We start from the raw sequence: 12634 nt of genomic DNA on the forward strand, positions 1-12634 counted from the left end.
CTTGCGTTCTCAGCCATCTTCTCTTCTGTCTTTTGACCTTTTTGGGTCGAAGAGGGCTTTTTCGAGGTTGGCTTTGCGGCGGTTTTCTTGGTCTTCTTAGGCTTGGCTCGCTTAAATGAAACTTTCGCTTTCTTTTGCAACCCACTTTCCTTGTCTATGCGTGAACGCGAAGCCGATATCTGGGGTGAGAGGTTGCCAAATGCCAGAGCCGTAGCGAAATCCAACGCGCGTCGCACCTTCTCAGGGCTATCGGCTTCGCAGTAGAGACGCACGACAGGCTCCGTGCCACTTGGACGAATCAGCAGCCAGCCACCATTGAAGAAAAACTTATACCCATCGAGATTTTCGGCGTGGTGCACCGCCATGCCAGCAATCTCTTTAAGCGTGCCGTTAGCAAGTCTCTGCAGAAGAGCGGCTTTCTCGGCTTCCGTAAGTGTGGCATCAATGCGATCGTAGGTAAAGTAACCATACTCGGCATAAAGCTCCTCGACCAGTTGCGCAAGTGATTTTTGTCGCTCTGCCATAACCTGGGTGACCAGCAAGCCGATGTAGATACCGTCTCGTTCTGGTAGATGTGCAGTGATGCCAATGCCACCGGATTCTTCACCACCGATGAGAATAGGTCGCGTGGTCATCAATTTGCCCACATGCTTAAAGCCAATTGGCAGAGTGTGCAAGGTTAATTGATGTCGAGCGCAGATTTTACGGATCACCTCAGTTAGCGCATATGTGCGAGCGACTTCGCCGCGCAACCCTTTTTGCTCTACAAGGTGCTTAAGCAGAATTGAGAAAATTTTATGTGGGTCAACAAACTCGCCATGTTCATCAAGCATGCCGACTCTATCGGCATCGCCATCCGTAATGATAGCGACATCACAGCGAGATGACTTGTAAAACGGAATAAAGTCCTGAATGTAGTTTGGAATTGGCTCTGGGTTAATGCCATCAAAAGTGGGGTTTAGAGAGTTGTGATAAGTAACGACATTTGGAGGAGGCAACAGCTCTGCAATCAGCCCTTGTCCTGCTCCATACATTGCGTGGTGTGCAATGCGGAATCCTGCTTCTGCAATGGTCTGCAACGACAGTTCCTCTGCCAGACGGTTGCGGTAATAAGTGCGAATATCAACCAGCTCAATGCGTGCAGCAGGGGAGGTAGGCACGTTTGAATGTGCGTCAGTAAGAAAGCGCTCAATGTCTGCAATAGTCTCTGGAAGCGCAGAGCCGCCGTAGTCAGCCTTGACTTTGAAGCCATTGTAGAGTGGTGGGTTATGCGAAGCGGTGATAACAATGCCGCCTGCTAACTGCTGGTCGCGCACATAAAGCGAAACGGCTGGAGTAGGTGTAAAAGAACTGGCAAGATGTACCTTCAAGCCCTGCGAGGCAAAAATGTCAGCAGCAAACTGCGCAAATCGGTCCGACATAAAACGAGTGTCATACCCAATAGCGATGCCATTGTGGGCTTTTGGGTGCGTGCGAAAATATGCAGCGCTAGCCAGTGCTGCACGCCTTACATTCTCAAAGGTAAAATCTGCAGCAAGCACGCCGCGCCAGCCGTCTGTGCCAAATTTGATATGCATACAGGAATGAGCCAAGTTGAAAAAAGCATAGTAAATCTACGAAAACAAGTCGGTTTGTCTCAGAGAGTAACCTTACTGATGTGGAAACTGCATTAGAATCACCCTGCTCGCCCTTTGAGGAAGCAATGCAGAGCATAGTCAGTGCCTACCGTAAGACACACTTAGCGGTATGCTGCGGGCTGGCTTGAAAAGTTATGCCGTTCTTCTTATACTCTGCCGTCAAGCAACGCACTTTGGCAAACCTCTAACAACAACACAGCAAAGCAAAGGAAGATGAACAGGGTGCTTTTCATCGCAGGAACTTTTCTTGCTTTTATCTCAACTGCATCGGCGCAAGAGAGAACCATATCAGGGATTGTGACTGCCGCAGACGATGGCTGCCCGCTTATTGCAGCAACTGTAGAAGTCAAAGGACGCAACCTTTGCGTGAAAACCAATAAAAATGGCTGCTTTACAGTCAAAGTAGATGGGGAAGCGACGCTGGTGGTCAAATACAATGGTTTTAAGACTCAAGAAGTGCCAGTGCGCCATAGAACCTTGATTGAGGTGGTGCTTCATAGTGAAACTGAAGTCAATGAGCAGGCACTTCTGCTCCAAGAAAGCGAGCCGTAATGCGAGTTACAAAAAGCAAGCAAGGAGCTATGATGAGGGCAAGTGTGAAAACGGCGGTATGCATTCTGGTGATGTGGGTAGGTGGTGCAGAAGCAGTATGGTCACAAACTGAGGGAATGGTCCGCACACTCACGCCAGAGCAAAATCAAGCACGATTGGCACGCTGGCGTGCAATTCGTGACAGCCTAAGCATGGTGATTCGCCAAACGCCAGAAGAGTGGAGCGCTTGGGTCAATCGTGGATTTGCAAACGCGCAGCTTGCACAGTTTGAGGAGGCAATTGCAGATTACGATAGGGCACATCAGCTTGCACCAAATGAAATTAGTGTGCTCCTGCATCGTGCATCACTATACTTTTCGCTCGGCAAGTATGCTGAAGCGCGCCAAAATCTCGATGCAGCAATTGAGCAAGACCCGAAAAATGCGGAGCTGTTTTACTACCGCGGTCTCTGCAAAGCAAAGCTGAAAGATGACACAGGCGCTATAGACGACTTCACCAAGTCTATTCGTCTGAAGGCCAGTCCCCTAACTTACTATGAGCGCGGCCTTGCGAAGGCACGCTTCCGTCGGTATAACGAGGCAATCTATGACTTCGATAATGCCATTGAACTGGATAGAAAATTTGCTTTCGCTTACTACGCTCGAGCGCGTGCAAAGCTTGCGCAAGGTCAGCAAAGTGAAGCCGTGCTTGACCTCACACGTGCGCAACTTTTAGGCTGCGAGCCAGCCGCATATCTCCTCAGCCAGATCATTGAGAAGTCGGAAACGCTGGATTCGCTTCGTATCTACGTCAATCCAGAAATCACCATAACAGCAACCAAAGAAGAAATTCGGCGGGCGACAGAGAACACAAGAATGCTGGCGCAAATGAGCGTTACAGCACTAAGCACCACAAACTACCGAAACCCGCGCAGCAAACTACTCAGCACAGGCACAGCGCTATTTAACTCAGGCATTGCCATCAACGATAGCGAATGCAATGAGCAACTGGTGCAAACGCGCGGGGCAACGCAGGTGAGCATCTTTTGCCTCATTCATCTACTAAAAAAGCAGGCGGCTTATATGAACGATGCCAAAGTAACCAGCCTAATTAACCAACTCTCAACGCTGGTGGCGATGTTCGAAGACCGGGCGATTGACGAGCGCCAGTTTCTGACCGAAGTGCAGTTCTACATCACAGAACTGGATAACTACATGAAGAAAAAGAAAAATTAGCGAGTTGGCCTTTGTGAACAGAAATTTGGTAAAGGGTGCATGGCGGGGTAGGCAGTGCTGCAAGCTGAAAAAGCTCACGCCAATCTTCTTGCTTGAATCTTGACCTATCCCGCCATCAATTGCGTTTAGTGTTGCGAGAGCAGCTTTTTGAACTCTTCGGTCAGTTTCGGCAAAGTCTCCTCTACTGTGCCAACAATACCATAGTCGGCAACTTGAAAGATTGGGGCATCTTTATCTTTGTTGATGGCAACAATGACTTTTGAGGACGCCATTCCTGCCAAATGTTGAATAGCACCAGAAATGCCGCAAGCGATGTAGAGTTTAGGTGAAACAACCTTGCCAGTTTGTCCAACTTGCTCAGAGTGTGGTCGCCAACCCGCATCAACAACAGCACGGCTTGCACCTACCGCAGCGCCAAGCACGCTAGCCAGTGCTTCAAGGTTCTGCCAGTTTTCTTTACCGTCGCCTTTGGGGTCGCGTAGACCGCGTCCGCCGCTGACGACAATATCCGCTTCGGTAACATCTAACTTGCCAGCTGATGCCACAATCTCCTTGACAATTGCACGCAAGTCGGTCTCGTCTGGGTTGTAGGTTGATGTAACCACCTCTGCCGTGCGGTCTGGGTATGTGGCAATCGGAAAGACATTCGGGCGCAGGGTCAAAATCTGAATAGGAGTGTCTAACTGCACCGTTGCAATCGCTTTGCCAGAGTAAGCATATCGCTTAGCGAGAAGGCGGTCACCCTCAACTTGAATAGCAATTGCGTCGCTCACCAGCCCAGCCGCCAAGCGAATAGATAGGCGCGGAGCAAGGTCTTTGCCCATTGACGTCGCAGCAAGCAAGACGATTGAAGCAGATTCTTCCTTTACGACCCGTGCAAGAATCTTAGCATATGCAGTAGGCGCATAGTGTTGCAGGGAGGGATGCTCAAAGAGAAAAACCTTTGTAGCGCCGTATTTGCCTAAACCAGTTACCGCTTCATGCAGCGAGCTGCCTATTGCGACGGCATACACATCGCCTGCAAGTTCTGCAGCTTTTGAAAGTGCTTCAAGTGAGGCACGCTTTAGCACGCCATTTCGCTGCTCAATGAAGACAACAGCTTTAAGCATAGCGATTTTTAGTTAAGCGTTGAAAGTGATTGCAGAGTGTAATGTGGCAATTCGATTACTCAAACCACATTGGCTTCACGGTGCAATTTTTCTACCAGCTCTGCTGGTGAGCTTAAAATTTTTCCGGGCTGCTTCTCTGCCGGCTTCTCAAGGCGAATCAGGCGAACGCGAGACGACTCGGGCGGAGCAATTTCTACAGTCTCAATGGGTTTCTTTTTGGCTTCCATAATACCCTTCATATTTGCAACGCGTGGCGTGTTCAGCCCCTTTTGCGCCGTCATCACGAAAGGAAAGGCTACTTCCACGATTTCTTTCCCACCTTCAATTTCGCGCTCAATAATGGCGGTCTTGCCGTCAGTCTGCATAGAAACTGCGACCGTAACGGCTGGCAGTTCCAAGAGTTCGGCTAACATTGGACCGACCTGTGCATCATTGAAGTCGGTCGATTCCTTGCCCAGAAGAATAAGGTCTGGAAGCCCGCCGAAATGTCGTTTGATTGCTTCCGCCAGCACGCTGGCTACGCCAAAAGAATCTTTCACGGCTGACTTGATAAGCACAGCTTTATCTGCTCCCATCGCAAAAGCTTTTCGGATATTAGCTTGAAAGTCATCGCCCCCGACGCTAAAGAGCACAACCGTGCCACCAAATTTCTCCCTTAGCTTCAAGGCTTCTTCAAGAGCAAACTCATCGTAAGGGTTGATGACGAAGTTTACGCCTGTGCTATCAATCTGCTGCTGGTCGGAAGCAATCTTGACGCGAGTAGAAGTATCTGGCACTTGGTTTAGGCAGACTGCAAAATTCATAGCTGCTATAAAGTTTTGAAAAATGTTGAAAAATGTGCGGCGCAAAAATACATAAAAATCTGAGAGTGCAACGCGCTACCTGCACTGGAGAGAGCCAAAGGCAAGTAAGCCGCACAGCCCCGATGGCACGGATTTGCATATTGCAATTATGAAGGCAGGAGCACGCAAATGGCAACAAGTTCGCTTCGGACTCTGCCTTTGAAAAAGGAAAGTAAGGTATCCAAAGAACTATCATTGGCAAATTGTGGCAAAAAGTTTATTCTTCGCAATCTTTCCGAACAACAAATTTTGGACGACTATGGCACGGGGACTCAATAAAGTCATGCTGATTGGGCACTTAGGTAACGACCCAGAGGTGCGGACGACAAGAGATGGCACACTAGTAGCGAATTTCAGTGTGGCGACCAATGAATACTACAAAGAAAATGGCGAGCTGAAGGAGCGCACAGAATGGCATCGAGTGGTCGTATTTGGAAAATTAGCAGAGACTTGTCGCCAGTATCTCAAAAAAGGCAAGCAGGTCTACATTGAAGGACGCTTGCAGACGCGCAGCTGGGAAGACAAAGAAACGGGTAGAAAGAATTACATCACGGAAATTGTCTGCTTAGATATGCAGATGTTAGGACCGCGTGGCGATGGCAGCAGTGAAATGTCATCTGCAGAGATGAAAGAAGAGTTTCCACCAGAGACGACCGCGCCACTGCCGAAGTCTGTGCCACCACCTGACGTAGTGAGCACACCACAAGTCGATGATTTACCCTTTTAAGGGAATGCGCACCACTGCGCTTTGCTATGTTGGACTGCAAATTATAACCGTGCTTCTCTGCGCCTTGCCACTACGGGCGCAGCTCAAGCCCTGTTTTGTGATACACTCTCACGCTGAACAGTGTGCGCCTGAGCGGTTTGTTGCGTGTAATATGCTTGGGTCGCTTGAAAAGTGGTTACCAGATAGCCTAAGCGTTCAACCGCAGGGCGTGCGCACCTATATTTCATCTGCGGCATTGAAGGCATGGGCGTTAAAACAGGACTTTTGGTTTAGTCGTGATAAAGTGCAGCATGTGGCGGCATGTTTCTTTGTAACCTTCTCGACCCGCATTGCTGCAACAGCCGTGCTGAACGTGGAGCGCAAAGCGGCAAATGTCATGGCAGGTGGAATTGCGACCTTTGTAGGCTTTGTGCGCGAGGTAACGGACGATTACCAGTATAACAACATTTTCAGTGGCAAAGATATGGTTGCAGACTTGTTAGGCATGCTCTTAGCCATGTTGCTGCTGACACTTATCTAAGGCGGAGAGCAGCGCGACCAAAAGTGATGACAAAGCGTTTGCAGCAGGCGCTTGGCTGAAGCATGTATGTGAATGCACAAGCGTTGCATACTTACCTTCGAAAGAAGAAAGAGCTACCGCTGGGGAGGTTTTTGCAATCCGAGAAAGTTACTGTATTTTTGCCGCTCTATTTTCAAGGTTTGGTTTCTTCAACGCAAAACTGTCTTGGAAGGAAAAGTAGATGCCACAGCATAAATCGGCTGAAAAGCGCGTGCGTCAGTCGAAGCGACGCAATGCTTACAATCGTGCCCACAAAAGGGAAGCCAAGCAGCTGATTAAAGCGGTTCAGAGATTGGTGGCGGCAGGAGCGCCTCAGGCTGAAATCGAGCAAGCCTATCGTGCAGCAGCACGCAAGCTCGACCGTATTGCGTGCAAGGGAATTATTCACAAAAACAAAGCCGCACGCCATAAGTCTGCTTTGGCAAAACTGATTAACCGCCACACTGCATCAGTTGCGACGGCTGCGCCCGCATCACAATCGTAGGAACGTCGCCCACATTTCGATAAGAGGCATACATCGATGCCTGAATCTGAGCCGCTATGCGGTTATGCTTGCGTATCTGATTGGCACGCTAGTAGAAAAATCGCCCACTGAGGCAACGGTAGAAGTTGGCGACCTTGGCTTCAGCGTTCAAATTTCTGCAACAACCTATGCACAACTGCCTGACCTCAACCAGCGTGTCAAGCTCTTCGTGCATCTTTTTTTCCGAGAAGAAACATTTGTGCTCTATGGCTTCGCCAGTGAAGAAGAGCGTCTGATCTTCAAGCTACTGTTGGGCGTAAGCGGCATCGGCCCCAAAATGGCACAAACAATCCTTTCTGGGATAGAAGTGCCGCTCCTACGCGAAGCTATCATCGGCAATAACCTTTCGGCTCTAACAGGCATTGCAGGAGTAGGCAGAAAAACTGCTGAACGGATTGTGCTGGAATTACGCGATAAAATGCTCAAATTAGACCTGAAAGCCACGCCAGTTGCAGTTCAAACAGATTTGCAGCAAGCCCGCAACGACGCCTATTCCGCCTTGCTGGCACTGGGCTTTGCAAAACCAAGTGCAGAAAAAGCGTTGCGGGCCGCCATCGCAGAGAAACCCAATGCAAAAACAGATGAGCTGATTCGGCTGGCGCTAAGGCATATTCAAAAGTAGTGACTGGCAACCAAGTGAGAAGATTGTTTTTTTGGAATTGGTGAGGCAATGACCTATCAAGAGGCAATTGACTTTCTCTACCCACTGCACCGCTTTGGAATGAAAATGAACTTGGAGAACATTACTGCACTCTCCAAGTTTTTGGGACAGCCGGAACGGCAACTAGGCACAGTGGTTCACATTGCGGGGACAAACGGCAAGGGGTCAACGGCAGCATTTGTGGCATCAATCTGTCAAGAAGCAGGCCTAAAGACGGCACTTTACACCTCGCCGCATGTGGAGCATCTCACGGAGCGAATCCGTATCAATGGGAAAATGATCCCTGCAGAACGACTGGCGGAATACACTGCTCACCTAAGAGCCAAAATTGAGGAACTCGGCGCCACGTTCTTTGAAGCAATGACAGCGATGGCGTTCAGGTATTTTGCAGATGAGCAAGTCGACGTATCAGTGGTAGAGGTTGGAATGGGTGGTCGGCTTGATGCCACAAACATTGTGTCGCCATCTTACTGCTTGATTACGCCAATTGACTTTGACCATCAAGAATGGTTGGGCAATACGATTGCGCAGATAGCGACGGAGAAAGCGGGCATTATCAAGAAAGGGGCTAAAACGCTGGTAGCACGCCAGCACTTAGATGCAATGGAAGTGCTGGTAGCAACGGCACGAATGTGTCAGTCGCCAATTACCGTAGCGCCAGCCGTCTCACGCCTCGAGTATGCTGCCTCGACACTGGGCGAGTTGGGGGTGCATCTCTGGACACCTGTGCGCAACTACTTCGGACTGCGCACACCGCTTTGGGGAAACTATCAAGCAGAAAACTTGCGACTGGCAGTGCTCTGTGCCGAATCAATGGGAATTGCGGAGCGGCCGATTCGCAACGGTGTGCGAAATGTGCTCTACAACACAGGACACCGCGCACGCTTGGAAATTGTTTCACGCTCACCGTTGATTATCTTAGATGTGGCGCATAACCCCGATGGAATGATGAAAACCGTGCAAGCACTGGAGCAGCATCGCACAGCGTTTGGACACCTGCATATCGTCTTTGGGGCTATGCGTGATAAGGATATTAACGGAATGGTAGCAGCCCTAAAGCGAATTGGCTACAAGTTCTATCTTGCCTCGCCTGCTAATTCCCGTGCTGCTCACGTGGAGGAGCTGGCGAAAATCTTCTACGCCGATACGCTGCCATTTCGAGTCTTCGAGAGCGTGGAGCAAGCATTTCACGCAGCTAAAAGCGAAATGCAAGGCGATGATGCACTGCTGGTAACTGGTTCATTTTATTTGTCGGGAGAAGTAGCGCGTCTCTTGCACACTGAGCGCCTTGCAGCAAGCGAGTCGGCGTAGTGGAAAGCAACCTTTGCGTGCATTTTGCGAAAATAAAGCTTGGAAACTTGTTTGTCTCAAAATTGTGATTATATTTGTTAGCGTAACATTGAAGTAGTTTCTTCAACGCTCTCTTTCACGAGTCTGCATATACCTGCGCTACAAGTTGAAGCAGCTTTGAAATTGCGTAAAAAAGTTTCTGCAAACTGCATCCTATTTTGAGCGCTCTGTTAATAGCAGAGCAAGGTAACTTATCCGCAACTGTTGTAACAACTCACTAATCCTAATTCGGAAGAATTATGTCTGCAACGACCACTGCAAACAATGCAACAACCGCCGCAAGTAATGCAACAAGCACGACAACGAGTGCAACTCTGAACGGTCTGGATATCACGACTTTGCAGAAGAAGAAAGTCGCTGAGCTAACGGTGATTGCAAAGGAAATGGGTATTTCCACAAGCGGGCTGCGCAAAGATGAAATCATCTACAAAATCATTGAAGCGCAAGCCCAAAAGATTGAAAGCGCGCCTGAGACGGCTGCAACTAATGTCATCACCAACACAGGCGTGCTGCAGATTATCTCTGACGGCTACGGCTTTCTGCGCTCTCCAAACTACAACTATCTTTCCTCGCCCGACGACATTTATGTGTCGCCTTCGCAAATCAAGCGATTTAATATGAAAACGGGCGATACGGTGCGTGGGCAGGTGCGGGCCCCCAAAGAAGGGGAGCGATTCTTCGCACTACTGAAAATTGAAAGCATCAACGGCTTAGAGCCAGAAGCGATACGCGACCGCATCAATTTCGATAACCTCACGCCGCTGTATCCAAATCAACGGCTGCGCCTTGAAACCACGCCGAATGAAGTCTCTATGCGCATTATGGACATCTTTACGCCAATTGGCAAGGGGCAACGTGGGCTAATTGTAGCGCAGCCAAAGACAGGCAAAACCACACTGCTGCAAAAAATCGCCAACAGCATCGCCAAAAATCACCCTGAAGTCTATCTCATCGTGCTGCTAATTGATGAGCGCCCTGAAGAGGTTACAGACATTGAACGCAACGTGCAAGCTGAAGTCATCAGCTCTACCTTCGACGAAGAGCCAGATCGGCATGTGCAAGTCGCTGATATGGTGCTCGAGAAAGCCAAGCGTTTGGTAGAAGCACGCCGTGATGTCGTCATCTTGCTGGACTCTATTACACGCCTTGCGCGAGCGCATAACACGATTATCACACATTCTGGCAAAATCCTCTCCGGAGGTATTGATGCCAACGCGTTGCATAAGCCGAAGCGGTTCTTCGGCGCAGCTCGCAATGTGGAAGAGGGAGGGAGCCTGACAATTATCGCCACTGCGCTGGTCGATACGGGTTCGCGTATGGACGATGTGATTTTCGAAGAGTTTAAGGGCACTGGCAATATGGAGTTGGTGCTCGACCGTCGCTTAGCCGACCGACGCATCTTCCCAGCAATTGACATTCTAAGGTCAGGCACACGCAAAGAAGAATTGCTGGTCTCGCAAGAAGAGCTTTCACGAATGTGGCTACTCCGCAAGTATCTTGCAGACAAGACGCCGATTGAGGGAATGGAGTTTATCTTGGAAAAGATTGAGAGCACAAAGAGCAACAAGGAGTTCTTTAAGCTGATGAATGCAGGCTAAGTGGCAGCTAAGGTGCGGCTAAGTCAGAGTTGATAGTGAGCTTTGAAAGTGCGCAAGGTTTGTTCAATTTCACTCGCAGTGGCAAGTTTTAAGCACTGAGCGGCAAGGTCTTTGGCGTCGCTAAGATGCGTGCGTGAAATCACGTGTTTGATTTCAGGAATGTTGGAGCTAGCGACGCTGAACTCTCGCAGCCCCAATCCCAAGAGCAGAGGCGTGACCAGAGCATTGGCAGCCATTTCCCCACACATTGACACACGGCGGCGGTATTTGCGTGCCGCTTTGATAATGCGGGCAATCATACGCACCAGCGCAGGGTGCACACGGTTGTAAAGGCTCTGCACCACTTCATTGTTGCGGTCAACGGCAACCGTATATTGCATCAGGTCGTTGGTGCCGATGCTGAAAAATTCCAGCTCTTGCGCCAGTTCCTCAATCATCTCAACGGCAGAGGGTACTTCAATCATTGCGCCCAACATGAAGGGTTGCTTAGCCAAAAGTTTTTGTTTTCGAAGATCGCTTTCAACCTTTGACAAGACTTTCTTAACGGCACGCACTTCCTCTACCGAGGAGACCATTGGAATCATTACTTGGATATTGCCGTGCTGATTAGCCCTAAGCAAGGCACGCAGCTGATTTTCCAAAAGCTCAGGGATATCGAGCAAAATGCGCACGCCGCGCCAACCCAAATTAGGATTGGCTTCTTTGTAGGATGCAAAGAGGAATTTATCGCCTCCGACATCAAAGAGCCGCACGGTAAAAGGGCGTGGAGCCAGCTCAGCAGCAATTTGTCGGTAGTAATCTGTTTGTTCCTCTTCACTAGGGGTGTCGCCCCCTGCGATGAAAAGCGTTTCGCTACGGAAAAGACCCACGCCTTCCGAGCCAAATTTTTCTAAGGAGGGCAGCTCTTCTTTGAAGTCAATGTTGGAATAAATGTAGATACGCCGCCCGCAGGCAGTTTTGGTTTCGCTTTTCGTAAGACCAGCACTCAGTGCAGTAAGTTTGCGTTTGGCTTTGCGTTCATAAAGTGCCAGTGTCTCAGGAGAAGGGTGAAGCACCACATTGCCGTCGTAACCATCAATCAGAATCATCTCGCCAGTGCGCACCTTTTCGGCAATATCGTGTAACCCCACTACCATTGGCACACCAAGCGACTGGCAGATAAGAGCGGCATGGGAGGTAGCGCCGCCGCTTTCGGTGGCGCAACCGAGCATTTGTTGGCGGCTGAAGAGAATCACATCAGCGGGGGTCAGCATCGTGGAAATCACAATAGAACGCTCAGGAATGCGAGAGATAATTTGACCTGAACGCAGGTTGCGAATGATACGCTCTTTCAAGTCTTGGAAGTCATCGACGCGCTCGCGGAATAAGTCTTCATTGGCGGCTAGCATCGCTTGTTGATACTTGGTGATTTCCTCGCTGGCAATCATTTCAGCGCTGCGCCGTTCCTCGCGAATCCGCTGCTCTATTGTCCGAATGAAAAGTTCATCGTGCAGCATCATAATTTGTGCAGTAAAAATCTCCGAGTGGGCTTTGCCGATCTTTTGCTCGGTAATCAACGCAATTTTCTCGAGCTCCTTCTCAGAGCGCTTGAGAGCGAGGTGCAGACGCTCAATCTCTGCATTGAGGTCATTGACCGCTTGGTCGTGGCTATGAAGCGTGATTTTGCTGCGCTCAAAGACATAAATCGTGCCACTGGCAATGCCCTTTGAAGCAGGCACGCCGTTAAGGAACACCTCGCGAGGCGGTTGAGCAATGAGCGCTTGACTTTCCATGAGTGCGCACAGATTCTTTGCGGAATATAGGCACGAGGGTAAAATTTTTCTACGAACGGTTCAACGGAAGTTTGTAACTTCGGCGTAACG

The 12634-nt window shown here is 49.6% G+C and carries 11 protein-coding genes and 1 pseudogene; 8 read left to right on the forward strand and 4 right to left on the reverse strand.

Annotated features, from left to right (window positions below; genetic code table 11):
- Positions 1 to 200: 200 nt before the first annotated feature.
- A pseudogene (locus tag NZM05_03610) lies at positions 201 to 1577 on the reverse strand (phosphoglucomutase/phosphomannomutase family protein).
- A gap of 273 nt (positions 1578 to 1850) precedes the next feature.
- On the opposite strand from NZM05_03610, the gene NZM05_03615 reads away from it, so the two are divergent.
- Both NZM05_03615 and NZM05_03620 read left to right on the forward strand, forming a co-directional pair.
- Positions 1851 to 2189: a carboxypeptidase-like regulatory domain-containing protein gene (locus NZM05_03615; protein MCS7012707.1), complete on the forward strand. Its 339-nt coding sequence runs from the start codon at positions 1851 to 1853 to the stop codon at positions 2187 to 2189.
- 29 nt (positions 2190 to 2218) lie between these two features.
- Positions 2219 to 3403 carry a tetratricopeptide repeat protein gene (locus tag NZM05_03620; GenBank protein MCS7012708.1) on the forward strand — a complete coding sequence of 395 codons (1185 nt, stop codon included), beginning with the start codon at positions 2219 to 2221 and terminating at the stop codon, positions 3401 to 3403.
- Between the two features lie 125 nt (positions 3404 to 3528).
- On the opposite strand, the gene NZM05_03625 is transcribed toward NZM05_03620, so the two are convergent.
- A complete protein-coding gene (locus NZM05_03625; GenBank protein ID MCS7012709.1) occupies positions 3529 to 4512 on the reverse strand; it encodes an electron transfer flavoprotein subunit alpha/FixB family protein in 984 nt (327 codons plus the stop codon).
- Positions 4513 to 4571: 59 nt separating this feature from the next.
- Positions 4572 to 5315 (reverse strand): electron transfer flavoprotein subunit beta/FixA family protein, encoded by a 744-nt coding sequence (locus NZM05_03630; protein ID MCS7012710.1) that lies wholly within the window; start codon positions 5313 to 5315, stop codon positions 4572 to 4574.
- 298 nt (positions 5316 to 5613) lie between these two features.
- Here NZM05_03630 and NZM05_03635 point away from each other — a divergent pair, with 298 nt between their 5' ends.
- From NZM05_03635 to rho, 6 genes are all read left to right on the forward strand, one after another.
- A complete protein-coding gene (locus NZM05_03635) occupies positions 5614 to 6081 on the forward strand; it encodes a single-stranded DNA-binding protein (GenBank protein MCS7012711.1) in 468 nt (155 codons plus the stop codon).
- Positions 6082 to 6232: 151 nt separating this feature from the next.
- Positions 6233 to 6601 (forward strand): hypothetical protein, encoded by a 369-nt coding sequence (locus NZM05_03640; GenBank protein ID MCS7012712.1) that lies wholly within the window; start codon positions 6233 to 6235, stop codon positions 6599 to 6601.
- Between the two features lie 220 nt (positions 6602 to 6821).
- The gene (rpsT, locus tag NZM05_03645) at positions 6822 to 7124 is read left to right on the forward strand and encodes a 30S ribosomal protein S20 (GenBank protein ID MCS7012713.1); all 303 of its coding nucleotides are present in this window, start codon (positions 6822 to 6824) and stop codon (positions 7122 to 7124) included.
- Between the two features lie 64 nt (positions 7125 to 7188).
- Positions 7189 to 7785, forward strand: coding sequence for a Holliday junction branch migration protein RuvA (gene ruvA, locus NZM05_03650; protein MCS7012714.1), 597 nt, complete (start codon positions 7189 to 7191; stop codon positions 7783 to 7785).
- Between the two features lie 48 nt (positions 7786 to 7833).
- Positions 7834 to 9135: a bifunctional folylpolyglutamate synthase/dihydrofolate synthase gene (locus tag NZM05_03655; protein MCS7012715.1), complete on the forward strand. Its 1302-nt coding sequence runs from the start codon at positions 7834 to 7836 to the stop codon at positions 9133 to 9135.
- A gap of 362 nt (positions 9136 to 9497) precedes the next feature.
- On the forward strand, positions 9498 to 10772 hold the full coding sequence (gene rho, locus NZM05_03660; protein ID MCS7012716.1) for a transcription termination factor Rho: 1275 nt from the start codon (positions 9498 to 9500) through the stop codon (positions 10770 to 10772).
- 23 nt (positions 10773 to 10795) lie between these two features.
- Here the strand turns inward: rho and ptsP are convergent, their stop codons facing one another.
- Complete coding sequence (gene ptsP, locus NZM05_03665; GenBank protein MCS7012717.1) at positions 10796 to 12544, reverse strand: phosphoenolpyruvate--protein phosphotransferase; 1749 nt, start codon at positions 12542 to 12544, stop codon at positions 10796 to 10798.
- Positions 12545 to 12634 lie beyond the last annotated feature (90 nt).

This window comes from Chloroherpetonaceae bacterium, from assembly GCA_025056565.1.
Lineage (GTDB): Bacteria > Bacteroidota > Chlorobiia > Chlorobiales > Thermochlorobacteraceae > Thermochlorobacter.